Raw genomic sequence first — 23,154 nt, 5'->3', positions numbered from 1 at the left:
GTTAAACGTACTATTTCGTTCCTGTTAAATATTTAATTTTAACATATAATGAACAAGAGGTTATTTGTGCTCTTAGTTATTCTGATGAGCCTTTCGCTTATCGGACTTATTTTTGTTCAAAGTTTTTGGATCAAAAAATCCGTTGAGGACAAAGAAGAACAGTTTTCAAATATAGTTACAGAAGCTCTTAATAGCGTTACACGCAAAATTGAGGAACGTGAGACCAAAAATTATTTTGACCGTTATCTGCATGTGAAGGATAGCGTTGGGGAACTAAAAGGAAAACAGTTTACGAACTTCTTTTTTATTGATAGGGATATCAATTCCAATGAGATATTGCTCTACGAGCATGGTATTTTAGAGGAGGATTACGGTATTTCATCAACGTTCTTTGATAATGGTGAGGGCAATGAGGCCACCACTATAAAAAAGTTTACAAGTAAGCGGACTACATCGATCTTTAAAGAGGATTTCGATTTGGATGGAAAGCGATATCGCTTGGATCCCATTCAACGGGTAGAAAAAATTGGGGGTCTCTCGGCTATGGAAAAAGCGGCCATGGAAGATATGTTCGGAACCTATGCCAAACGGGTACCCATTCATAAGCGGGTATCCAAACAGGAAATAGAACTCCTTTTAGTGCGGGAGTTGGAGAATAGGGGCGTGGGTATCAATTTTGAATACGGTATATATAGCAATGAGCTTCCAACAAAGGTAAAGTCGAAAAAATTTAAATATGCCAAGGACAATATCTATAAGTCCCCCATGTTTACGGATATTGAAGGAGGTTCCAGTTTTGATCTGTTGGTATCCTTTCCCAAGAAGAAACGATTTTTGGTACAGTCTATTTTAGGAATGGCACTCTTATCGCTCTTGTTTACTTTGATCATTGTTGTAGCATATTCGGGAGCGATATATCAATTGATAAAACAAAAGCAGATTTCGGAAATTAAAACCGACTTTATCAATAATATGACGCATGAGTTCAAAACGCCTATTGCAACCATTAATTTGGCGGTGGAGGCGATCAAGAACCCAAAAATAATATCCGACCAAGAAAAGGTTGCCCGTTATTTGAAGATGATAAGGGATGAAAACAAACGAATGCATGCACAGGTGGAGAACGTTCTCAGGATTTCCAAATTGGAAAAAAACCAATTGGATATTAGTAAGGATAGAGTGGATGCGCACGACATTATAAAGGATGCGATCGCACATGTGAAGTTGATAGTAGCGGATCGCGGGGGGTATGTAGAAACACATTTAGATGCGGAACGCTCGGAGATTTTGGCAAATGAAATGCACTTTACGAACGTTATCGTGAATATTTTGGATAACGGGATAAAGTATTCGCCCGAAGCGCCAAAACTTGATGTTTATACGGAAAAGGCTAAAAATTTCATCATCATCAAGATAAAAGACCAAGGTGCGGGAATGAGCAAAACGGTACTCAAGCGTGTTTTTGAGAAATTTTATAGGGAACACACGGGAGACATACACAATGTAAAAGGTCATGGATTGGGATTGGCCTATGTAAAAAAAATAGTAGACGATCACCAGGGTGAAGTATATGCGGAAAGTGAAAAAGGCAAAGGCAGCACTTTTTACATTAAACTACCTTTAATATAACAATTATGGAAACAATAAACAAGAAAATACTTTTAGTAGAGGACGATCCTAATTTTGGTATCGTATTGAAGGATTATCTATCCATGAACGATTTTGATGTTACCTTGGCCAAAAACGGAATGGAAGGTTTTGAGAAGTTTAAAAAGGACAATTATGACATTTGCATTTTGGATGTTATGATGCCGTATAAGGACGGCTTTACCCTGGCCAAGGAGATTCGTGAAAAGAACGAAAATGTTCCCATAGTATTTCTTACCGCCAAAACTATGAAAGAAGATGTATTAAAGGGATACAAAGCAGGTGCGGATGACTATTTGAACAAACCTTTTGATTCTGAAGTATTGTTGATGAAACTTAAAGCTATACTTCAAAGAAAAGCATCTAACAGTTTGGCGGATAGCAAAAAGTTTGAATTTGTTATAGGAGGGTTTAGCTTGAATTCCAAACTAAGGTTCTTAAAATATAAAGATGAAGAGGCCATTAAACTTTCTCCAAAGGAAAATGAATTGTTACGTCTTTTGGCATTGCACGAAAATGATTTGATGCCCAGGGAATTGGCCTTGACAAAAATATGGAGGGACGATAATTACTTTACATCTAGAAGTATGGATGTTTATATCGCCAAGTTGAGGAAATACCTAAAACGTGACGATATGGTAGAGATATTGAATATTCATGGCGAAGGTTTCCGTTTAGTGGTTAAAACAGAAGAGGAAGAATAAAGGATTTTTTATAAACGCATCTTGAAAGCATCCGTTCATAACGGGTGCTTTTTTAGTTTCTTAGTTTTTGCAAAATATCGGCTACAATTTCCCCGGGTATTTTAGAAATGGAAACGGTAATGGCGTTCAGGGGTGGTTCCAAGGCTTCAAACTGGGAATAAAGCAATGACGGTGGCATAAAATGATCTTGACGTTGGTTCAGGCGAATCTGTATTTCTTCCACACTTCCTTTTAGGAATACAAATTCGTATCTGTCACCTAAATTAGTTCCCAGAATGTCCCTATAGGACTGTTTTAAAGCAGAACAAGCTACAACAGTGCCTTTTCCCCTATGTTCTATGGCCAATTGGTTTAATTTTTCCAACCAGGGTTTTCTATCGGTATCGTTTAACGCATGCCCTTGGATCATTTTTTGTAAGTTGGCTTCAGGGTGAAAATCATCACCATCAAAAAAAGGGTAATCCAATGCCTTGGCCAATAATTTTCCAACGGTAGATTTGCCACTTCCGGAGACCCCTATGACATAGATGACCATGGCCTATTCATTCTTTAATCTGTTTAATTCGCTTTCGATCAGCTGTAGGGCTTCCCCTTTATCATAATTATTGTCCAACCAAAGTGTATCTTTGTTTCGTTTAAACCAGGTAATCTGCCTTTTCGCAAATCGTCTGGTATTCTTTTTTATCTCGGAGACGGCAAAATCCAATTCCCACTTTCCATCAAAATACTCAAAAAGCTCCCTGTAACCTACAGTTTGTAACGCATTGTAGGTACGGTATGGAAAAAGTCGGTTTGCCTCTTCCAAAAGCCCTTCCGCAATCATTATATCCACTCTTTTATTGATTCTTTCATAAAGCTCCCCCCGCTCCGCCCGTAGGCCAACGGATAAAACCTTGAATTCCCGTTTGGGTTTGGGTTTGTCCAAAAAACTGGAATAGGGTTTTCCTGTGCCGATACAAATTTCCAGGGCCCGAATTAGGCGATGCGGATTGTGAACATCCGCTTTGTCAAAATAATCGGGATCCAATTTTTTTAATTTGGTTTGAAGTGCCGAAATTCCCTTTTTTTCGAACAGTTCATTCAAATTCGACCTGATATGGGCATCCACCTTTGGAAATTTATCCAGACCCTGGGTAACGGCGTCCACATAAAGCCCGCTACCACCTACCATTATGGCCAAAGGTTGTTTTTTAAATACTTCCGTTAATTTTCGGATGGCATCTCTTTCAAATTCCCCTACAGAATAAACATCCTTGATACTTTTGTGCTGTATGAAGTGATGTTGGGCCTCATTCCGTTCTTCTTTTGAGGGCACTGCGGTCCCAATGTCCATTTCCCGATAGAACTGCCGAGAGTCTGCCGACAGGATTTCGGTCCCAAAATGCTGTGCGAATAAAATGGCCAGTTTGGTCTTTCCGATTGCCGTGGGCCCTATTACCGATATTAATATATTATTCATTTAAGATATTCCCGCAATTGTAACAGTGACTGGCATCGTCCCTATGTCCTTCCTTTGAACAATAGGGGCAGGACTGGGTATTTAGATGGACATCGAATTTATCATTGACCTTGGCAATTTTACCATTCCCTTTTGGTTGTTTTGAAAACTCCACGGTTACGATTCCGGTAGGGACTGCGATAATTCCATATCCCATGATCATAATTACCGTAGCGATAAACTGGCCCAAATTTGTCTGCGGGGCAATATCTCCGTATCCCACTGTGGTCAATGTTACAATGGTCCAATAAATACTTCTGGGAATACTGGTAAATCCGGATTCGTCACCTTCGATTAGATACATGACCGTTCCCATGATTACGGAAAGGATGAGTACCACATAGATGAATACGGCAATTTTTGTTCTACTTGCCTTTAGCGCTTTTTTTAGCTGGGAAGCTTCACCAATGAATTGGACCAATTTTAAGATCCTAAAGATTCGAAGCATTCTAAAGACCCTAAAAGCGAGCAATACCTGGGAACCGGCAAAAATATAGGACAGGTAAAGCGGAATGGTCGAAATAAAATCTACGATCCCGTAAAAACTAAAAATATACTTGAACGGTTTTTTGATGGCAATGATCCGTGCAATGTATTCTATGGTAAAAAATATGGTGATGACCCATTCCAAGGCCAACAATACCTTGTGATATTTAACATCGATCTCTTTAATGCTCTCCATCATAACTAGCAGTACACTAATGATGATAAGCAGGATCAGTACCAGATCGAACCATTTGCCCATGGGGGTGTCCGCCTCATAAATGATTTCATGAAGTTTACCTTTCCAGTTGGCCTTTGGTCGTTCTTTTTTCAATTTAAATCGTTGATCGGTATACTCTTGATTCTTCGTTTCTTTCTCAAAAAAGATTCAATGATAAAGTTAGCATTTTCGGTACCGTTCATTGGTGTGATCAGGCTTTCTAAGATATGAATATTATTTATTTGATGGTTAAGATCGTAATATCCTATTCCTACCAAAGAACCATTTTTAATAAGAATTGCACTATGCTCCCCAATTTCCCGACCTTTATCCACCAATATTACGTTCTTATTGAGCAAACTGTATTTGGATAACGCTTCGGTTGCCCTCTGGTTGTACAACGCTGTATCTTCCCGGGCGATGCAGGCACCATGGCACGCTCCTTCTTCGTATTGGGAGCAGTTTTTTTTGGCCTCGCTAATACCATTGAGTTTGTCACAGAGCGAAAACTCCCGGGTAACCTTAAAAAGATGGTTCTTTGCGCTAAACTCCCCATTGAAACGGCCCCACTTGGTCGTACAGTCCCGTAACGATACTGCTTTAAACTCCCAATAGCCCGAATCGTTTTTTTGTTGACATAAAGTATGGGAAAACATTTTTTTGCGCGGGACCTGGTTATATTTCGGCCTGTTTTTTAATAGTTCTTGATGTTCTTTTAACAGTGCAACCAGTTCGCTTCCTGTCTTCTCATACGTTGCTTTTTTGGTATCCTTGACCAATTTTCGGGCACTGTTGCCATTTTTGGTGAATAATTGGTTGACCTTTTTTTTAATGTCCGTGCTTTTGCTCAGGTAGATAATTTCACCATCCTTATTATGCAGGTAAAAAACCCCCGTTTCATTGGGCATACTTTGCACAATGTCCAACTGTTTTTCGGAAAGTTCGCCGTGCGCTTCTCTTCTTATGACCTTTTTGATTATTTTTTTTTCGGAGTCTTTTGCCAATAACAGTTTGAACAATTTTAAAGTGGCCAGGGCATCCCCATTGGCCCTATGCCTGTCACTGACCGGTATTCCCAATGACCTTACCAATTTGCCAAGGCTATAGGATTCCGCATCTGGGAGTAATAATTTGGATAGATCTACCGTACATAGTGTCTTGCGTTCAAAGTTGTAACCCAACCGCCTAAATTCCGTTCGTAGGATACGATAGTCGAATTGGGCATTATGTGCAACAATAACGGTGTCCTGGGTAATTTCCACGATTCTCTTGGCCACCTCGTGAAATTTTGGGGCGGTGCGAAGCATTTTATTGTTGATTCCCGTTAGGTTGACAACAAAGGGCTGAATTTCCTTTTCAGGGTTGACAAGGCTTATAAAGGTATCTACGATATCGTGACCGTCAAATTTGTGTATTGCAATTTCCGTAATGCCTTCCTCATTGAATTTTCCCCCGGTAGTTTCAATATCCAATATTGCGTACATGTATGCTTTTCCATGGTTTGCAGGCACAAGAGGGGCCTGCATACCTAATTTTTAATTGCGAACACCAAAGATACTACTTCCTATACGGACCATGGTGCTTCCTTCCTGTATGGCTATTTTATAATCCCCGCTCATTCCCATGGATAGCGTGTTTATTTCCGGGAGCGACTTTTTAAGTATATCAAAGCTTCTTTTAAGGCCGTTAAATTCCCTTCGTACCTGTACCATATCATCCGTAAACGTGGCCATGCCCATTAACCCTTTAATATGTATATTTTCCAATAGGGTAAATTCCCCTTGCCCTACCAGTTCCAACAATTCGGCTTCATTGAACCCAAACTTACTGTCTTCTTCGGCGATATGTACTTGTAACAAACAGGAAATGGTACGATCATATTTTTTGGCTTGCTTGTTTATTTCCCTTAACAGTTTAAAACTATCCACACCGTGGATCAGGGAAACGTATTCCGCCATATATTTTACTTTGTTCCGCTGTACATGACCGATCATATGCCATTGGATGTCCTTTGGCATTTTCTGCCACTTTTGGGTCATTTCCTGGATTTTGTTCTCTCCAAAAATACGTTGCCCCGCATCATAGGCCTCTTGAAGGTCGTTCAAGGGTTTGGTTTTGGAAACGGCTACCAATGTAACATGTTCCGGCACTGCATTCTTTATGGAATTTAGATTTTTTTGGATGGACATCATTTGGTAATTCTGATAAAGAAACTTATTTGGTGAACCGTATCGCTACTTTCCCCGCTTTTCTACTTTCCGAATAATCGTAAAAGCCTTCCCCGGATTTCACCCCCAATTTACCTGCCGTTACCATATTCACCAAAAGAGGGGAGGGGGCGTATTTTTGATTTTTAAATCCATCGTACATTACTTGCAAAATGGAAAGGCAGACATCCAACCCAATAAAATCCGCCAATTGTAACGGCCCCATGGGATGCGCCATCCCTAGTTTCATAACGGTATCTATTTCCGCTACACCGGCCACACCGTGATGTAGTGTCTCTATGGCCTCATTGATCATGGGCATTAGAATACGATTGGCAACAAATCCCGGATAATCGTTGACTTCGGTAGGTGTTTTGCCCAATTTTACGGATAGATCCATAATTGCCCTGGTTGTTTCGTCCGTGGTGCTATATCCCCGGATGATCTCGACCAGTTTCATGATGGGCACGGGATTCATAAAATGCATCCCGATGACTTTCCCCGGCCTTTTGGTAACCGCAGCTATTTGGGTAATGGAAATGGAGGAAGTGTTGGTAGCCAAAATAGTGTTCGGTTTACAAAATGTATCCAGATTTTGGAATATCCTTAATTTAAGATCGATGTTCTCGGTTGCGGCCTCTACTACCAGGTCCGAATTTTCAACCCCGGTCCTTGTATCCGTATGGGATGTAATATTCCCTAAAGTTTCGGATTTGTCCGTATCCGTAATACGTTCTTTGGCGATCATACGATCCAAATTTCTTGAAATCGTAAGCAAACCTTGCTCCAATGCTTCCTTTGAAACGTCGATCAAGTTCACTTTAAAACCACTTTGTGCAAATACGTGGGCTATTCCATTGCCCATGGTTCCTGCACCGATTACCGCTATATTTTTCATCTGTTTCATTTAGTCGTTTAACCTCTCGGCATAATTTATAGATTCCGACTGGAATTTATATGGATATGTTCATTGCATTTCACTAGATATTTTTTTGGTACTGAACGATGCGATTATTTGAAGGGCCACCGCCAGGGCCTGGGTGCCTTGTTTAAGGCTCACTACGGGGACCGTATCGGTATTTATGGCATCGGCAAAAGATTCCAGTTCATCTAAAATGGCATTATTGGTAGCTATGCCGGGGTTTTCAAAATAGATTTGTTTTTTTTCACCTTCCGCATTTTGCAGTATCATATCAAATTCTCCAGGTGTTGCCGGGGCTTCCTTCATTTTTACGACCTCCACTTTCTTCTCCAGAAAATCTACGGAGATATAGGCATCTTTCTGAAAAAATCGGGATTTGCGCATGTTCTTTAATGAAATCCTGCTGGCCGTAAGGTTGGCCACACATCCATTATCAAATTCCAATCGGGCATTGGCAATATCGGGAGATTGACTGATTACCGAGACACCACTGGCATTGATTTGCTTGACCTCCGAATCCACAACACTTAAAATAGCATCGATATCGTGTATCATCAAATCCAGGACAACGGGTACATCTGTTCCACGGGGGTTAAATTCCGCCAACCGGTGCGTTTCAATGAACATAGGGTTTTGAATGGTATTTTTGACCGCAGCAAAGGCAGGATTAAAACGTTCCACATGGCCTACCTGCCCTTTCACGTCAAACTCCTTTTCCAGTTCCAATAAATGTTGGGCTTCCTCCAGGGTATTGGTAATGGGTTTTTCAATGAAAATATGTTTCCCCTGCTCCATTGCTTTTTTTGCGCACTTGTAATGGGAAAGGGTAGGGGTAACAATATCCACTACATCCACGGCATCTATCAAATGGTTCATATTTTCAAAATAGGTATATCCAAATTCTTCGGATACTTTCTTCCCGTTAATATCGTCGGCATCATAAAAACCTATGAGTTCATACTTATTGGATTCGTTGAGCAAGCGAAGGTGAATTTTTCCTAAATGTCCCGCACCTAAAACTCCTACTTTGAGCATATATTTCTTTTTTTCAAAAATAAGCATACTTCTCAAGTTAGCCGACGGACTTTTCAAAACTTCGGGATTTTAAATTCAAGATGGTTTAGTTCTAAGGGGAACTTTGTTAACTTTGGGGATTAAACCGAATTTCCATTGAAAGATACCTTTAAACATAGGGGCATGCGCAACCAATTGGCGCAGATATTAATTGATAAAGGCATAAAGGATACGGCCGTTTTGGAGGCGATCAGGGATGTGCCCAGGCATTTATTTATGGATAGCGGTTTTGAAGGGCATGCGTATCTGGACAAGGCTTTTCCCATAGCTGCGGACCAGACCATTTCCCAGCCCTATACCGTTGCTTTTCAAACCGAACTTTTGGAATTGACGCCTCGTATGACCGTTTTGGAAATTGGTACGGGGAGCGGATATCAAACAGCGGTGTTATTAAAATGTAAGGCCAAGGTATATACCATAGAAAGACAATTGGAGCTTTTTAAGAAGACCAATCTCTTTTTTAAAAAGATGGGCTATAGGCCTAAAAAAGTAATTTTTGGGGATGGTTATAAAGGACTTCCCGAAGCGGCACCTTTTGATAGGATCATTGTTACTGCCGGAGCTCCGGAAGTCCCTAAAGCGCTACTATCGCAACTTAAAATAGGGGGGAGATTGGTGATACCCGTAGGTTTTAAAGAGCAGATCATGACCTTATACCAACGAACTTCCGACAAGGAGTTTGAAAAAACGGAATACGGATCCTTTAGGTTTGTACCTTTGTTGGAGGACAAGAACTAGGCTTGTCCTAATTATTGAAATTCTTTTTTATTCTGTCCAGATTCCTTTTGTTGTCCCTATCCCTTATGGTTTCTCGCTTGTCATAGAGTTTTTTCCCCTTTGCCAGTGCAATGTTTATTTTAGCAAGCCCCCTTTCATTGATAAAGAGGTGTAATGGCACAATGGTAAGCCCGGAAACCTTTACCTCCTTGGCGAGTTTTCTCAATTCCCTTTTGTTCAAAAGGAGTTTTCTTTCAGCTTTGGGCCTATGGTTGAAATGGGAGGCGTGCGAATATTCATCGATCTGCATATTTATAACGAAAAGTTCGCCTTTGTCATTGAACTCACAAAAACTTTCCGAGATGGATGCACGTCCATTTCTAAGGGATTTTATCTCCGTCCCCGCCAACACGATACCGGCGGTGAACTTGTCTAAAAGTTCATATTCAAAACGGGCTTTCTTATTCTTTATATTGATATTGTTCTGCATGCCTTGCAAAAATAAGGACTATTAAAGAATTTAAGATAGATTTAAAAAAGGTTCAGGAATTAAAAGCGTTCATTTGTAAAGAAAATCGAATATTTAAGAATGAACTTGTTTAAACTTTTTCAATTGGCTAAAAAACCGATGATGGACAAATGCTGGATTTTTGTTTTTGTTACCTTCCTGTTCTCTTGTGAAGAAATAAAGACTTCGCTTACGGCCCAGGAAATAATAGATAAAAGTATTGAAGCAAGTGGCGGAACCTTGTATGTCAAAAACGATATTTCCTTTGATTTTAGAGGAAGACATTACAGTTCCAAGGCTATTGGAAAACAAAAAATACTAAAGCGCCATACCAGAAATGACACGGTAAATATTCTTGATGTTAAATCCCCAAAAGGGTTTCAACGGTTTGTGAACGACAGTCCGGTCATTATAGCGGATACTATGGCCAACGCTTATGCCAACGCTGTAAACTCTGTCCATTACTTTGCCTATTTGCCTTATGGACTCAACGATCGGGCCGTGAACAAAAGATTATTGGGGAAGACCAAAATTGGCCCCAATACCTATTACAAAATAGAAATTACTTTTGATCAAGATGGTGGCGGGGACGATTATGACGATACTTATATTTATTGGTTCAATACAAAAACCTTTTCACCGGATTTTTTGGCCTATAAATTTCATGTAAACGGTGGCGGTCAACGTTTTAGGGAGGCCTACAATGAAAGAACGGTAGGTGGTATCAGGTTTGTGGATTACAAAAATTTTAAATCCGATTATTTAGAAGTCCCCATTTATCAAATAGATAGTCTGTACCAATTGGATAAGTTGGAGTTGCTTTCGGAAATCAAATTGGAACATATCAACGTTAATCCGGGCAATTACAATTAAAGGTAAGTTTGCTGTCCGTAGCAGTGCCGTTTACGATTTGAACTATGAATAGTGTGCCATTTTCATGGTCATCTATCTGTCCGTATTTTTCTTCCCCCAAAAATTGGTTTACAAGTGCCGGAATGGTATTGCCGTGGCCTACAATGAGTACTTTCTTATTTAGGTTATCCGCCTTAAATTGCTCAACATTCATAGTTCTCGGGTCATAATACCGTACATCTATATTTTTCTTTACAGATGTTGGTGCCGCGGTCATGGAGGTCCTGTTATAATCCGTGGAATAAATAACGTCCAGATCCACATCGTTTAATATTTCTGCCCAGTGCATGGCTCTTCCCAGGCCTTTTTGGTTGAGTTCCGGATCTGTATTTTCTGTATCGTTTCTGTCTTTTTCGGCATGTCTGATCAGATAGAAAGTGGAGATGTTAGTTTGTTGCTCTTGATGTGCTATGGGCTTTTCATCCTTGCAGGACAACGTAATAAACAGCATGCTTAGGGCAATATATTTTAAATATTTCATTGTTACAATGTATATGATTTGTTGTAAAACTAAAATTAACTGAAAATAGAACGATAAATTACCTATTTTTCGTTTTTTTGCATATGAAAAATTTTTGTGGGGCATTTCTTGTTGTTTTTACGGTTTTTGGCCTTAGGGCGCAAGATGTTGCATTACCAAGCGATTTTAGGCAACATAACCTCACGGAATATAATTCCAGTATATTAAATCCCGCATATGCCCTAGATCGCAACAAGCCATCCTCCATTGCGTTTTGGTCAAGGTGGCAATGGCAGGTCTACGATGCAGATCCCACTTCTCTTTTTTTGAACTATACGGCACGGATCAACCGATCGTCTGTTGCAGGTCTGGGTTTTTTTCAGCACAATACGGGGATTTTTTTGAATACGGGGGGGACCCTTAATTATGCCTATGCTATTGAATTTAGTCCAAAAATTACCTTAGGGGTTGGATTGAACCTCTTTGGATACCAGCAAAAACTGGCAGATGATCGTTTTTTTAGACCCAATCCCATACAGACTACCCCTCCCAATGATTTTATCGTACATTTGGCCCCGGGTATCAATCTTAAAATAGATCAATTTAGCATAGGTTTTACATCGGAAAACCTGTTCGATTATAATTTTAATACCAACGAGCGTAATTCCAGTGCTTCCGATAGGATAATTTTTGGATTGGCCAGTTATGATATACCGTTGATCATGGGCCCCGATGATCATTCTGTATTTCGCCCGGCACTTTATTTTAAATCTATTCCGGGATTGGATACCCAAATAGGGTTTACGGGTCTATTGTCCACGAGTAGGTTTTGGGCCCAGGCGGGATATAATAGTTTTTATGGTATTTCCGGAGGTGTGGGCGGAAGGTTTTTTAAGCGATTTTCCTTAGGCGCCCTGGTTGAATTTGGTACAGGTCCCGACCTTGATGGCCAAGACCCGTCCTTTGAGTTGGTGACTTCCTATAAGTTCGGAAATCTGGATAAGAATCCTTACGACAGGGAGGAAGAATTGATTGCCGAGGAAATAAAAAAAGAGGAAAAACTTAAGAAAGCACAGGAAAAATCGGAGAAATTAACCGCTAAAAGAGAAGCTAGGCAAAAGGAGCGTCTTGCCAAAGAACATACCAAACGCTTAAAGGATTCTATTGAACAAGCCGATAAAGCTAAGGATATTGCCTTAAAAATATCCAAACGGGACATAAAACGCAGAACGGATTCCATTAATAAGGCGCAAAGGGAAAAAGCACTGACCGCCAAGATGTTGGAACAAAGACGCATACGGGATTCCATAGCCACTGTAGCATTGAAGAAAGAAGCAGCCAAGGAAAAAACGGAACAGGAACGCTTGGCCCGGAAAAAGGAAGTAGTAAAGGTACAGGCCGGTGAAAAATATGAGGAGGTGATCAAAGAAGGAACATTGGAACCGGGGTATTATCTAATCGCTAATGTATTTGGAACCAAAAGATATTTTGAGGCTTTTATGGCCGACCTGAAGAAGAAAGGCTTAAACCCAAAATCGTTTTATAGGGAACGCAATCGCTACAATTATGTGTATTTAAGGAGGTATGACTCCATCAGTGCCGCTAGGAAGGCAAGGGATTCCAAGTTTAACAGAACATACTTTGGTAAGACCTGGATATTTAGGGTGGTAGGAGAGTAGTAGATGTAGAATCCGTTTAGGTTATTAGTATTTCTAAAAAAGAAATGTAGTTACCGGTAACTACTATATACAATTGTTGTGAGTACTTTGAAAAAATGAAAAAACTGATAATAATTGGAACAATATTTTTGGCTTTGTTTTCTTGTCGATACCTAAACCAATTGAATTCTGACAATTTTCACATAGGTGCTAAATATAATTACGACATCCTCGATAACTATCGATACGACTATGCCCAAACCCCTGCATACCGTAGGCAGGCACTCGGAATTGCTAACGTTGGTGCTTAACCGAAAATAAATGCTAATTTAACCCGTAACTCGGTTATATGAGACCGTTGGCGCTAATATGAAAAAACTACTACTGACAATATCGCTGATTTACTCTTTGACCTGTTTTTCCCAAGAAAATAGAGTGCCATCTATAGTTGTATTAAGTCCTCAAGAAACGGTTACAGACAAAGGACTTGACTCAATCGCAAAAATGTATGAGCGCGAACAGAAACTGACAGAAGAACACAAGCAGAGAGTAAGGGAAAGTAACGGAGAAAATTTTGAATTGAAATCCGAAAAGGAAATCCTATTTATGGAAAAAATGGACTTAGGCTCTCAAATTACATTCGGACTAAATTTCTACTTCAGTTACAAACTTTTTGAATACCACGAAAACCATATGGTTTATCCAGCTCATGAGGCGAATAATTCAACAAAATCGGAATTGAAAAAGATTGCGGAAAAACATAATATGAATTGGGTTGTGAATATTCCAAAAGTTGAATTTTCAAAGAATGAGAATGGAATGAGTGGAGAAATAAGATATCAATTATACAACCTAAAATTTGACGAAATAGTCCTTGATGAAAAATTGAACGCTGACGACCAAAATCCAGGATTTACATTCGCTTGTGAATCTGGAACTATTAATTGCGTGACAAATAATTTGACAAGTGCTATATCTAATGAGGTTCTTGGATTCTTAAATAAGAATAGAAAATACTGGCGCTAACAATGGCTATAATTCATTGTGGTTTTGTGCCACACCAAAGTAAAAGTATAAATCAAACGGCTGGATTTCGGCGGAATAATCCTGCGGATGATTCCACAACGAAATCATAGCCGAGACCGTTAGCTACAATTAAAAAAACAATATGGAACTAATATCAAACGACATTTACGAACATACTTTTCAGAAAGTGGAAGTAGGAATTCCTGCCATACCAAGTGAACTACACACAGAATTGATTAAGATGGCAAACATCCCAGATGGTGAGTCTTTCTTGACTTGGACTGTGAAAGTTGGTGAACAAGTTAAAGAAGGAACCATTATTGGCAAATTTAATGTACGTTCCATCTCATATAATAATCGTCAACTAAAAGCCAACATTAAAGCACCATGTAATGGACGAATAACCAAAATAAATCCAATCGAACATACAAATTGGAATTGGGATACTATGGGAGAAACAGTAAGTGAAGGAGTATACAAGACTAAAAATCGAAAATTTACTGGTGATAAAGAGATGTTGTCTAAATCTGAAATTCAGTTCTATATTCAACCTGAAGTTTCAGTTTTCTATGAGGAAAGACATATTGAAGATGCGAAAGTTCATTATTCATCAAGGTCACTCAAAGACATTTCTGAATACGCTTATGTAGCCAATACAGCAACTGGATTAAGCAGAACATTAAAAGGAATTAAGGGCTTTAAGACAATTGGTGATAAATATTGGCGTAGATTTTCTGATGATGTTATTGCCGCAATTATAGAAATTAAAAGTAGCTAACAATGGCTATAATTCATTGTGACTTTGTGCCAAACCAAAATGAGAGTATAAATCAACTGCCGATTTCTAAGCGGAATAATCCTGCGGATGATTCCGCAACGAAATCATAGCCCAGACCGTTAGTAACAAGCTGAATCACTCAGATGGAAATCAAAACTGAATTTACAATTGAACATTGTGAAAAGGAAAATATAAAGAAAATCGTTGACGGAATTAACGAATATAATTTGAGCAAAGTTCCTGCAATTGCTGATATTTGGACTCGCTTAGAATTTGTCGCTAAAGACGAAAACGGAACCGAAATTGGTGGAATATTAGCTGGACTTGGATATTGGAATGGTCTCGAAATTAAAATTCTTTGGGTAAAAGAAGAATACCGAAAAAAAGGAATTGGAACTAAAATTTTAAAACACGCTGAAAAAATAGCTATTGAAAAAGGAGCGGAAATTTCAATGCTTGATACATTTGATTTCCAAGCAGAGAAATTTTATTTGAAGAACGGATATAAACCAATTGGAGAAATGAAAGGTTTTCCAAAAGGACATAGACGAATATATTTTTCAAAACAGTTAACAGAATAAACAAAAGCCAGTTGCTAACAATGTATAACCACAATTACGGCGTCCTCGATAGCTATCGGGACTACTACGTCCGAATCCACACGGAATTGCTAAAGTCAGTTCTAAACTGAAAAACAGTAGCTTAAAACCCGTAACTGACGGTTATACGAGACCGCTATAAACAATACGTTCTCAGGTCTTTGCCGAATGGTTTGTGTGTTTTTATGAAGATCGCAAAATCTTTTGGATTTCGCTTTAACACAAAAAAACAAAAAGATTTCGCTATGTGCGTGGCGAAAAACAAACGCTAGTTTGCTCCCGTACTGTTCATAGCTCAACCGTTGGCAACAAGCAAGACAAATAATTGATGAAGAAATTAACTTTTGGAATTTTAACATTATTGATATTTTCCTGTAAAGAACATCCAAAAACGGAATTTTCACTAAATGGAAAAACAAAGGACGTTGAAAACGGAATGGTTATTTATTTAGTAAATGATGAGTTCAGAGATTCTACCATAATTGAAAATAACACATTCCATTTTAAAACTAAATTGTCTTACTCACCTATCCAAGCAGTTCTACGAACGAAAGACAATTTCGCATATAGATTTCTATGGTTGGAGGAAAGTTCCATGACATTTGATGCATCGAATGGAGATTTTTTAACTGCAAATGTAACAGGTTCTGAATCAGAGAATTTAAGTCAAGATTTATATAGAGTTGCTGACACTTTGCCAAGAGAAAAGCGACTAAAAATGGAAATGGAGTTTGTTAAGAACAATCCTAATAGCATTGTAAGTGCATCAATGCTAGCAGTATATTCCACAACTTTTGGGAAAAAGAAAACGAATGAACTTTTTCAACAATTTTCAGAACAAAATAAAAACTCTAAATACGGGCAAAAAATTGCTAGATACATCGAATTAAATAAAGAACCAAAAATAGGAGAACAATTTGCGGACTTCGAAATGGCAGACCAAAATGGGAATTCCCGAAAATTATCTGAAATTAAAGGAAAAACTGTTCTTCTTGAGTTTTGGTCATCGTGGTGTGGTCCTTGTCGAAAAGAAAATCCGAATCTTGTAAAAACCTATGAAAAATTCAACCCTAAAGGATTTGAAATTTTTGCAGTTTCTTTAGACGAGGATAAGAAAAGTTGGATTAGTGCCATTGAAAAAGATGGTTTAAATTGGCTTCACGTTAGTGACTTAAAAGGACAATCAAATGAAGCTTCATTAATTTATGGGATTAAAGGAATTCCTGATAATTTTCTAATTTCCAAAAACGGAACGATAATTGCCAGAGATTTAAGAGGAGAAAAGTTAAACCATAAATTAATTGAAATACTTGAACAAAACTAATCAGTAATCTTTTCTCAAATCATTTAACAGTAATACAGCTCTACTTAAAAGCTATAAATCGTTTAATTCAATGACCAAAAAAATCACTTTAGTACTATTTATTTTTTCCTTAATTAGTTGCAATACAAAGAATCAAATAAATCCCGATAATTATATCGAGCTAGTTTATTTTAAGGATAAAAATGATAATAAAATTTTGAGTCGTATACAATCACAAATTAAAAACTCCAATGATAGTATTGGAACATTTATCAATGGTCACAAACCAAGATTTGGTTATTTCTTACTCAATAAATTGGAACTAAATACCGATAGTCTTAAACAGTTATATCCAGACACTATAGCTATTAAAAAAATATTCCTAAAACAAATTAATGAAAAACAATTCCTTTCAAACTTTTCAAAATTAGCTCTTGAAAATCAAGAGCATGAAAGTTATTCAGTGGATGAAATCATTAAAGTAGCTTCTAGGTTTTTTGTGGTGGTAGTAAATTCAAGAAATGAATTTCGATTAAAAATTTGCGGAGGAGGAAACGAATTTCAAGATTTAAATGCTATCAAAGATATTTCTTTGTTAGAGGCGTTGACATACGAAGCAATAATTAGCGCCTTTGAAAAGAAAAAAAATGAGCGACCTAAATTTATATCTAATGCGAGAATTTATTTTTCAGATATAATAAAAAACCCTGATAGTTTAAGCAATTCTATTCTATTGGAATCAGCTAAAAACAATCTTTATAAAATGATGGAAAAAGACAAAAGTTTAAGGCTATTTATAAGCAATTATCTAACGGATAATTCAGATAATCTACCATTTGAAATTAAAAAGTAAAAAGGCCAGTTGCCAACAATGTATAACCGCAATTACGGCGTCCTCGATAGCTATCGGGACGACTACGTCCGAATCCACACGGAATTGCTAAAGTCAGTTCTAAACTGAAAAACAGTAGCTTAAAACACACAACTGACGGTTATACGAGTCCGTTAGCTGCAAGTTAAACAACCAATGAAAGAATGGACTGAAATCCCGGATATTAAACTCTTTTCTGACGGAGGAGCTGAACCAAATCCCGGTAAAGGTGGTTTCGGAGTGATTTTGTCATATAAAGGAAAAGGAAAGGAATTTTTTCAAGGTTATGAATTGACTACCAATAACCGAATGGAATTGATGGGAGTAATTTTTGGACTTGAGCGATTAAAAACAAAATCTAATGTTCAAGTATTTACAGATTCAAAATATGTGATTGATGGAATAACAAAAGGTTGGGCAGAAAAATGGAAAAAAAACGGCTGGAAAAGAAAAAAGAATAACCCAGCAATTAATAGTGATTTATGGAACAGACTATTAAATGCAATAGCTGAACATAATGTTGAATTTAATTGGGTTAAAGGACATTCAGGACATTTGGAAAATGAATGCTGTGACGCTCTTGCAAATAAAGGAATAAACTCAAATGAACTCATTGAGGATGTTGGGTATAAACCTAAAGGAATCGACAATGACCAAAGTTTGCCTACGAACAAAACGTTTAGCAAACAAAGCAAAGTTAAAATAGAAAACGTTGGAGATGAATGTCGAAAATGTGGAGAGCAAGTAATAAAGAAAATACCTAAAAAGAAAAAGACTAAATCAAATCAAACATACTATTTTGAATATTATCTTTATTGTCCGTCTTGCAAAACAATGTATATGACCGAAGACGGAAAAAGAGAAATCATTGACCGAAACAAACTATTTAAATAAATTCAATACTTGTAAGCAATAGCTCAATTAGAACGAAATTCCAGCAGACCAAGGACTAAAATATACCATGCAGACAACCAAAACTGATTTAAACGGACTGAATGATAAACAAAGACAAGCAGTAGTTTCCGAATGTAAAAGACTTCTTGTTCTTGCAGGAGCAGGTTCTGGAAAAACTAAAACACTACTTCAAAAATTAATTTATCTCATTGAAGAAAAAGGTGTAAATCCAAGTAATATTTTAGCAATCACATTTACTAAAAATGCCGCTAATGAAATGCTTGATAGATTAATCATTTCAGCGGACGACACGGAAGAATATGCTGAAATTCTTGCTGATAAAAACCGAACAACCAAAGAGAAAGACACAGAACGCTATTTTTTCACTAAAAAACATAAATGGATTGACAACTTAACATTACGGACGTTTCACAGTTTGTGTTATAGCATAATCAGAAATTTTGGTGTAAATGAGTTTGACAACAAGTTCAAAATAATTGGAGACACTAAAGCAAAAGATGATGAATTTGCAAAATACTCGGCAACTGAAACTGCTTTTGAGGTTAATCATAAAATCTTAATCGAAAATTGCGAAGCCAATGAATATCTGCTCGATTTGAAAAGATACATATTGGATTATATGATTGACAAAATCCACATCGAGAAGAATAAACGTATTTCTTTACCAAAAGACGGGAAATTCTTTACAACATTAAACGGAACAAAAGTTCGGTCTAAATCTGAACAGTATATAGCTGATTGGCTTTATCGACATAGCATTAAATTTGAATATGAACCTAATGTAAACTTTAGGAATTTTGATTTTCGCCCAGATTTCTACATTCCAGAGGCTAATTTATATTTAGAACACGTAAGTCAAAAAAGCTACCCAACAAAGGGGAAAGAGCAACAATTTAATAAAGCAAATAAATTACTTGTTAAAACTTTTGAGCATCAAACAAAGGATACTGCTATATTTAATTTAGCATTAGAGCGCATTGTAAAAAATAGACTTCCTTCAAACTATCATTTTTCAATTGCTTTATCATTTGAAGAAGAATTCAAATCTTATCATAAAGAAGTTAAGGACTTTCTGCGTCAAACAATGCGAGTGATTGATATGGTCAAAGTGGAAAACTTACCACTCAAAAAGGTTTTAGAACAATCACAAAAAGACCAACATGAAAGAGTAAGAGACTTTTATAAACTTGCAATTCCAATTATCAAGCAATATCAATCGTATTGCACCAATAAATCATATTTAGACTTTAATGATATGATTACACGAACTATTTCGTTATTCAAAAATCACGGAGAAATAGCGGACAAGTTTAGAGGAAAATATGAGTACATTCTTGTAGATGAATTCCAAGATGTGAATAACTTGCAAGTTGAGTTAATAAAACTTCTGCTTACAAATAACAATCAACTTTTCTGCGTGGGAGACGATTGGCAAAGTATTTATGGTTTCAGAGGTTCAAATGTAGATTACATAGTCAACTTCAAAGAGCATTTTAAAGAATCCGAAACCATAAAATTGAGTATGAACTACAGGAGTACCGAACATATTGTTGGTGCAAGTAATGAAGTAATCAAGCACAACAAATTCAAGGTAGATAAAGATGTTCGTTCAAATAAAAAGTCAAGTAGTAAAATTCACGTTTATGCAGGTAAAAATCAAGCTGAAAACCTTGAGTACGTGCTTGACCAAGTTAATCAACTAAAAGACAAAGGCTATACAAAAGAAGATATTTTATTTCTTTATCGAAGAAGTAAAATGTATAGTCCATATTTTGAAAGATTCAAACAAGAGCGAGTATGGGTTTCAGGTAAAACAATTCACGCTTCAAAAGGACTTGAAGCAAAAGCAGTATTCATAATCGGACTAACAGAGGGAAATGGTGGATTTCCAGACATTTGGATGGAAGACAGAATATATCAAGTAATTAAAAAATCAAATCACGATTTATTACTTGAAGAGGAAAGACGACTATTTTATGTTGCAATTACAAGAGCAAAAGATGAATTATTCCTAATTACGGAAAAGGGAAATGAATCGAGTTTTATAAAGGAAATTCCAGACAATTTTACTTTCAAAACAAGTATTCCTTTTAAATCAGTAATTGAGGAAATAACTTTATGCTCGCATTGTAGCAGCAGATTAGGTGAAGGTTTTGCATTTTGTCCATATTGCGGAGAAGAACAAAAAATAGTTGAATAAAAACCAGCAGCTAACATTGTATAAAAATAATAGCGGTTTAATCGCTAAAACCAAAGTATATAAATATAAAAAAGGTCTCTATTTAACCGAAAGTAAGTGCATTTTTACACTGCTACTTTCCATATACATAACCGTTATCTTCAATAGTGCCCCGTCCTGAATAAAGGCTACATAATTTTAAACATTATGTACAAAAACGACAAAATGATCAGACGGTATTCAGAACCTTTTAAACTGAAAATTCTGGACGAACTTACCACAGGCAGACTTAACAAGTATCAACTCGGTAAACTTTATGGTGTTGCTCCTACCACCATTAACGAATGGATCAGGAAGTATAACCGCAAAGACCTAATGAACACCAGAATTAAAGTGGAAACCAAAGACGAAACAACACGTATCAAAGAACTTCAAAAGGAAATCGAACAACTTAAAAAACCCCTTTTAAAAAAGGATTTAGATGCACTAGTATTGGACTCCTACTCTGGAAGTAGCCGCTGAACGGTTAGGTTATAAATCTGTTACCGAACTAAAAAAAAAGCTAAATATCCAGCCTTAATAAAAGCCAAGGACAAAGCCAAGGGATTTGCTTCTTTAACAACTATAACCCATTGTTTTGGACTCGAACGTGATGCATTCTACAAGTATAGGGATGGAGCGGACAAACGCTTGGAGTTAGAACAACAGATTCTAAACATAGTTGGAAAAAGACGCAGATCCCTTCCTAGGGAAGGCGTGCGCAAACTCAAAAAATCATTGCATGACGAGTTTAACAAAGCCAGCCTTAAAGTCGGTAGAGATACATTGTTCAATGTCCTTAGAAAACACAATATGCCTACCCTTAGAAAGAAATACAGCTCCAGAACAACCAATTCGTTACACAGGTCCCATAAGTATAAAAACATCATTAAAGATGTAGAGGTAACCATGCCCAATCAAGTTTGGGTATCTGATACTGCCTATATTAGAACTGTAAAAGGGTTTTGTTATCTCGCCCTTGTTACGGACATGTATTCTAGAAAGGTCGTAGTGATAGCTTAGAACTTAAAGGATGTGTTAGAGTGCTTAACAAAGCACTATATCAATCCAAAGATGTCAAAAAGCTTATTCATCGTTCGGACAGGGGCATACAGTATTGTAGCAATCAATACACACAGATCCTTGAAAGAAATAAGATAGATTAAACCTTTATTGACAAGGCACACGCAAAAAGAGCTACAAAAAATGCAATTAATTTATATAATGAAATAAGATTACATTTATCTTTAGACTATAACTATAAAACACCAAATGTGGTATATTTAAAAACAGCGTAAATCATTTTTTAACCTGTAGCCATATTTCAGGACGAGACATGCGAAAAAACTACAATAGCGAATGAATGATGGAATTATAAATTGGAATCTCGACCCAGTAATTTATTGGATTACAGACTCTTTTCCTCTAAAATATTATGGATTACTATTTATGACTGGAATTCTAATAGCTTTTCAGGTTGAAAAAAGAATTTATACCACAGAAAACATTCCAGTTGAGAGGTTAGACAAACTATTTATTTATGTCATTATTGGAATACTTTTAGGAGCAAGATTAGGACATTGTTTCTTTTATGAACCTGCTTATTATTTTCAAAATCCAATTGAAATTCTACTACCAATTAAAAAAATTGGTACCTCTTATAAATTTATCGGATTTCAAGGACTAGCAAGTCACGGAGGAACAATCGGAGTTTTAATTGCACTTGGAATTTATTGCAAAAAATACAAAACAAATTTTTGGTGGCTAATGGACAGAATTGCGATAGTTGCACCAATAGTTGGAGCTTTTATAAGATTTGGAAACTTTATGAACTCTGAAATTTATGGAAAACCGACAAATGGAAATTGGGGAATTATTTTTCAAAGAGATGACTTAATCCCAAGACATCCAACCCAACTTTACGAAGCATTTTCTTATCTTTTGATATTTGGAATTTTAATGTACACTTACAAAAAAACTTCTAACAAAAAGCATAATGGGCTAATTTTTGGAATATGCTTAGTATTAATCTTTTTAGCGAGATTTATAATTGAGTTTTTTAAAGAAAACCAAGTCGGATTTGAAAACGGAATGACGATAAATATGGGGCAAATATTGAGTATTCCTTTTATAATTATCGGACTGATTTTAATATTTATGAAAAAAATCCCTGTGTACAACAATGTATAACCACAATTACGGCGTCCTCGATAGCTATCGGGACGACTACGTCCGAATCCACGCGGAATTGCTAAAGTCAGGCCAAACCGAAAAACCATAACTTAAAACCCGTAACTGACGGTTATACGAGACCGTTAGCTACAATTTGTGAAAATGAGCGAATCAAAAGAAACAAATAAAATATTACAACGGATTTTAGAACTGCTTGCTAAAAATGAAGCTCGTGTTAGTACAAATGAAATGACGGCGGAAA

24 protein-coding genes are annotated in these 23,154 nt (G+C 37.1%); 15 read left to right on the top strand and 9 right to left on the bottom strand.

What is annotated here, in order from left to right:
* Positions 1–48 precede the first annotated feature (48 nt).
* Both ACKWB9_RS13160 and ACKWB9_RS13155 read left to right on the top strand, forming a co-directional pair.
* Entirely contained in the window at positions 49–1,629 is a 1,581-nt protein-coding gene (locus ACKWB9_RS13160; RefSeq protein ID WP_414003481.1) for a sensor histidine kinase, read from the top strand.
* Positions 1,630–1,634: 5 nt separating this feature from the next.
* The gene (locus ACKWB9_RS13155; RefSeq protein WP_414003480.1) at positions 1,635–2,351 is read left to right on the top strand and encodes a response regulator transcription factor; all 717 of its coding nucleotides are present in this window, start codon (positions 1,635–1,637) and stop codon (positions 2,349–2,351) included.
* 52 nt (positions 2,352–2,403) lie between these two features.
* Here ACKWB9_RS13155 and ACKWB9_RS13150 read toward each other — a convergent pair whose 3' ends face one another.
* The 7 genes from ACKWB9_RS13150 to ACKWB9_RS13120 all read right to left on the bottom strand — a co-directional run bounded on the left by ACKWB9_RS13150 (position 2,404) and on the right by ACKWB9_RS13120 (position 8,716).
* Positions 2,404–2,886: a gluconokinase gene (locus ACKWB9_RS13150; protein WP_414003479.1), complete on the bottom strand. Its 483-nt coding sequence runs from the start codon at positions 2,884–2,886 to the stop codon at positions 2,404–2,406.
* Between the two features lie 3 nt (positions 2,887–2,889).
* Complete coding sequence (miaA, locus tag ACKWB9_RS13145) at positions 2,890–3,810, bottom strand: tRNA (adenosine(37)-N6)-dimethylallyltransferase MiaA (RefSeq protein WP_414003478.1); 921 nt, start codon at positions 3,808–3,810, stop codon at positions 2,890–2,892.
* A complete protein-coding gene (locus tag ACKWB9_RS13140; RefSeq protein WP_414003560.1) occupies positions 3,803–4,594 on the bottom strand; it encodes an ion transporter in 792 nt (263 codons plus the stop codon). The genes miaA and ACKWB9_RS13140 overlap by 8 nt, the downstream gene beginning before the upstream one ends.
* A gap of 68 nt (positions 4,595–4,662) precedes the next feature.
* Positions 4,663–6,036: an exonuclease domain-containing protein gene (locus ACKWB9_RS13135; RefSeq protein WP_414003559.1), complete on the bottom strand. Its 1,374-nt coding sequence runs from the start codon at positions 6,034–6,036 to the stop codon at positions 4,663–4,665.
* A 51-nt stretch (positions 6,037–6,087) separates the two neighbouring features.
* The gene (locus ACKWB9_RS13130) at positions 6,088–6,741 is read right to left on the bottom strand and encodes a YggS family pyridoxal phosphate-dependent enzyme (RefSeq protein WP_414003558.1); all 654 of its coding nucleotides are present in this window, start codon (positions 6,739–6,741) and stop codon (positions 6,088–6,090) included.
* A 25-nt stretch (positions 6,742–6,766) separates the two neighbouring features.
* Positions 6,767–7,657 (bottom strand): 3-hydroxybutyryl-CoA dehydrogenase, encoded by an 891-nt coding sequence (locus tag ACKWB9_RS13125; protein ID WP_414003477.1) that lies wholly within the window; start codon positions 7,655–7,657, stop codon positions 6,767–6,769.
* Positions 7,658–7,726: 69 nt separating this feature from the next.
* Positions 7,727–8,716: a Gfo/Idh/MocA family protein gene (locus ACKWB9_RS13120; protein ID WP_414003476.1), complete on the bottom strand. Its 990-nt coding sequence runs from the start codon at positions 8,714–8,716 to the stop codon at positions 7,727–7,729.
* Positions 8,717–8,851: 135 nt separating this feature from the next.
* Between ACKWB9_RS13120 and ACKWB9_RS13115 the strand changes: the two genes are divergently transcribed.
* A complete protein-coding gene (locus ACKWB9_RS13115) occupies positions 8,852–9,493 on the top strand; it encodes a protein-L-isoaspartate(D-aspartate) O-methyltransferase (protein ID WP_414003475.1) in 642 nt (213 codons plus the stop codon).
* Between the two features lie 7 nt (positions 9,494–9,500).
* Here the strand turns inward: ACKWB9_RS13115 and smpB are convergent, their stop codons facing one another.
* Positions 9,501–9,962, bottom strand: coding sequence for an SsrA-binding protein SmpB (gene smpB / locus ACKWB9_RS13110; protein ID WP_414003474.1), 462 nt, complete (start codon positions 9,960–9,962; stop codon positions 9,501–9,503).
* Positions 9,963–10,061: 99 nt separating this feature from the next.
* Between smpB and ACKWB9_RS13105 the strand changes: the two genes are divergently transcribed.
* Complete coding sequence (locus tag ACKWB9_RS13105; RefSeq protein WP_414003473.1) at positions 10,062–10,853, top strand: DUF6503 family protein; 792 nt, start codon at positions 10,062–10,064, stop codon at positions 10,851–10,853.
* Here the strand turns inward: ACKWB9_RS13105 and ACKWB9_RS13100 are convergent.
* Positions 10,831–11,373 carry a phosphoglycerate mutase family protein gene (locus tag ACKWB9_RS13100; protein ID WP_414003472.1) on the bottom strand — a complete coding sequence of 181 codons (543 nt, stop codon included), beginning with the start codon at positions 11,371–11,373 and terminating at the stop codon, positions 10,831–10,833. The two genes, ACKWB9_RS13105 and ACKWB9_RS13100, sit on opposite strands and share 23 nt — an antisense overlap.
* Positions 11,374–11,456: 83 nt before the next feature.
* Here ACKWB9_RS13100 and ACKWB9_RS13095 point away from each other — a divergent pair, with 83 nt between their 5' ends.
* The 11 genes from ACKWB9_RS13095 (at position 11,457) to lgt (ending at position 22,910) form a co-directional block, all read left to right on the top strand.
* Entirely contained in the window at positions 11,457–13,031 is a 1,575-nt protein-coding gene (locus ACKWB9_RS13095; RefSeq protein ID WP_414003471.1) for a PorP/SprF family type IX secretion system membrane protein, read from the top strand.
* 348 nt (positions 13,032–13,379) lie between these two features.
* Complete coding sequence (locus tag ACKWB9_RS13090) at positions 13,380–14,036, top strand: hypothetical protein (protein ID WP_414003470.1); 657 nt, start codon at positions 13,380–13,382, stop codon at positions 14,034–14,036.
* A gap of 142 nt (positions 14,037–14,178) precedes the next feature.
* Positions 14,179–14,814, top strand: a complete 636-nt coding sequence (locus ACKWB9_RS13085) for a hypothetical protein (protein WP_414003469.1) — start codon at positions 14,179–14,181, stop codon at positions 14,812–14,814.
* 143 nt (positions 14,815–14,957) lie between these two features.
* Positions 14,958–15,395 (top strand): GNAT family N-acetyltransferase, encoded by a 438-nt coding sequence (locus ACKWB9_RS13080; protein ID WP_414003468.1) that lies wholly within the window; start codon positions 14,958–14,960, stop codon positions 15,393–15,395.
* Between the two features lie 346 nt (positions 15,396–15,741).
* Positions 15,742–16,737, top strand: coding sequence for a redoxin domain-containing protein (locus ACKWB9_RS13075; RefSeq protein WP_414003467.1), 996 nt, complete (start codon positions 15,742–15,744; stop codon positions 16,735–16,737).
* A gap of 70 nt (positions 16,738–16,807) precedes the next feature.
* On the top strand, positions 16,808–17,569 hold the full coding sequence (locus ACKWB9_RS13070; protein WP_414003466.1) for a hypothetical protein: 762 nt from the start codon (positions 16,808–16,810) through the stop codon (positions 17,567–17,569).
* 174 nt (positions 17,570–17,743) lie between these two features.
* Complete coding sequence (gene rnhA, locus ACKWB9_RS13065; RefSeq protein WP_414003465.1) at positions 17,744–18,481, top strand: ribonuclease HI; 738 nt, start codon at positions 17,744–17,746, stop codon at positions 18,479–18,481.
* Between the two features lie 67 nt (positions 18,482–18,548).
* Positions 18,549–20,702: an ATP-dependent helicase gene (locus ACKWB9_RS13060; RefSeq protein WP_414003464.1), complete on the top strand. Its 2,154-nt coding sequence runs from the start codon at positions 18,549–18,551 to the stop codon at positions 20,700–20,702.
* Between the two features lie 186 nt (positions 20,703–20,888).
* On the top strand, positions 20,889–21,203 hold the full coding sequence (locus tag ACKWB9_RS13055) for a transposase (RefSeq protein ID WP_414003463.1): 315 nt from the start codon (positions 20,889–20,891) through the stop codon (positions 21,201–21,203).
* Between the two features lie 168 nt (positions 21,204–21,371).
* Complete coding sequence (locus tag ACKWB9_RS13050; protein WP_414003462.1) at positions 21,372–21,743, top strand: hypothetical protein; 372 nt, start codon at positions 21,372–21,374, stop codon at positions 21,741–21,743.
* Between the two features lie 336 nt (positions 21,744–22,079).
* Complete coding sequence (lgt, locus tag ACKWB9_RS13045) at positions 22,080–22,910, top strand: prolipoprotein diacylglyceryl transferase (RefSeq protein WP_414003461.1); 831 nt, start codon at positions 22,080–22,082, stop codon at positions 22,908–22,910.
* Positions 22,911–23,154: the final 244 nt, after the last annotated feature.

This window comes from Maribacter spongiae (genome assembly GCF_047345125.1).
Lineage (GTDB): Bacteria > Bacteroidota > Bacteroidia > Flavobacteriales > Flavobacteriaceae > Maribacter.
Note: the sequence above shows the minus strand (reverse complement) of the source record. Positions and strands in the feature narration are given on the sequence as shown.

Bases quoted from the DNA above. Each gene is read 5' to 3' on its own strand.
- ACKWB9_RS13160 (WP_414003481.1), top strand. From the start codon at position 49: ATGAACAAGAGGTTATTTGTGCTCTTAGTTATTCTGATGAGCCTTTCG.
- ACKWB9_RS13155 (WP_414003480.1), top strand. From the start codon at position 1,635: ATGGAAACAATAAACAAGAAAATACTTTTAGTAGAGGACGATCCTAAT.
- ACKWB9_RS13150 (WP_414003479.1), bottom strand. From the start codon at position 2,886: ATGGTCATCTATGTCATAGGGGTCTCCGGAAGTGGCAAATCTACCGTT.
- miaA (WP_414003478.1), bottom strand. From the start codon at position 3,810: ATGAATAATATATTAATATCGGTAATAGGGCCCACGGCAATCGGAAAG.
- ACKWB9_RS13140 (WP_414003560.1), bottom strand. From the start codon at position 4,594: ATGGGCAAATGGTTCGATCTGGTACTGATCCTGCTTATCATCATTAGT.
- ACKWB9_RS13135 (WP_414003559.1), bottom strand. From the start codon at position 6,036: ATGTACGCAATATTGGATATTGAAACTACCGGGGGAAAATTCAATGAG.
- ACKWB9_RS13130 (WP_414003558.1), bottom strand. From the start codon at position 6,741: ATGTCCATCCAAAAAAATCTAAATTCCATAAAGAATGCAGTGCCGGAA.
- ACKWB9_RS13125 (WP_414003477.1), bottom strand. From the start codon at position 7,657: ATGAAAAATATAGCGGTAATCGGTGCAGGAACCATGGGCAATGGAATA.
- ACKWB9_RS13120 (WP_414003476.1), bottom strand. From the start codon at position 8,716: ATGCTCAAAGTAGGAGTTTTAGGTGCGGGACATTTAGGAAAAATTCAC.
- smpB (WP_414003474.1), bottom strand. From the start codon at position 9,962: ATGCAGAACAATATCAATATAAAGAATAAGAAAGCCCGTTTTGAATAT.
- ACKWB9_RS13105 (WP_414003473.1), top strand. From the start codon at position 10,062: ATGAACTTGTTTAAACTTTTTCAATTGGCTAAAAAACCGATGATGGAC.
- ACKWB9_RS13100 (WP_414003472.1), bottom strand. From the start codon at position 11,373: ATGAAATATTTAAAATATATTGCCCTAAGCATGCTGTTTATTACGTTG.
- ACKWB9_RS13095 (WP_414003471.1), top strand. From the start codon at position 11,457: ATGAAAAATTTTTGTGGGGCATTTCTTGTTGTTTTTACGGTTTTTGGC.
- ACKWB9_RS13090 (WP_414003470.1), top strand. From the start codon at position 13,380: ATGAAAAAACTACTACTGACAATATCGCTGATTTACTCTTTGACCTGT.
- ACKWB9_RS13085 (WP_414003469.1), top strand. From the start codon at position 14,179: ATGGAACTAATATCAAACGACATTTACGAACATACTTTTCAGAAAGTG.
- ACKWB9_RS13080 (WP_414003468.1), top strand. From the start codon at position 14,958: ATGGAAATCAAAACTGAATTTACAATTGAACATTGTGAAAAGGAAAAT.
- ACKWB9_RS13075 (WP_414003467.1), top strand. From the start codon at position 15,742: ATGAAGAAATTAACTTTTGGAATTTTAACATTATTGATATTTTCCTGT.
- ACKWB9_RS13070 (WP_414003466.1), top strand. From the start codon at position 16,808: ATGACCAAAAAAATCACTTTAGTACTATTTATTTTTTCCTTAATTAGT.
- rnhA (WP_414003465.1), top strand. From the start codon at position 17,744: ATGAAAGAATGGACTGAAATCCCGGATATTAAACTCTTTTCTGACGGA.
- ACKWB9_RS13060 (WP_414003464.1), top strand. From the start codon at position 18,549: ATGCAGACAACCAAAACTGATTTAAACGGACTGAATGATAAACAAAGA.
- ACKWB9_RS13055 (WP_414003463.1), top strand. From the start codon at position 20,889: ATGTACAAAAACGACAAAATGATCAGACGGTATTCAGAACCTTTTAAA.
- lgt (WP_414003461.1), top strand. From the start codon at position 22,080: ATGAATGATGGAATTATAAATTGGAATCTCGACCCAGTAATTTATTGG.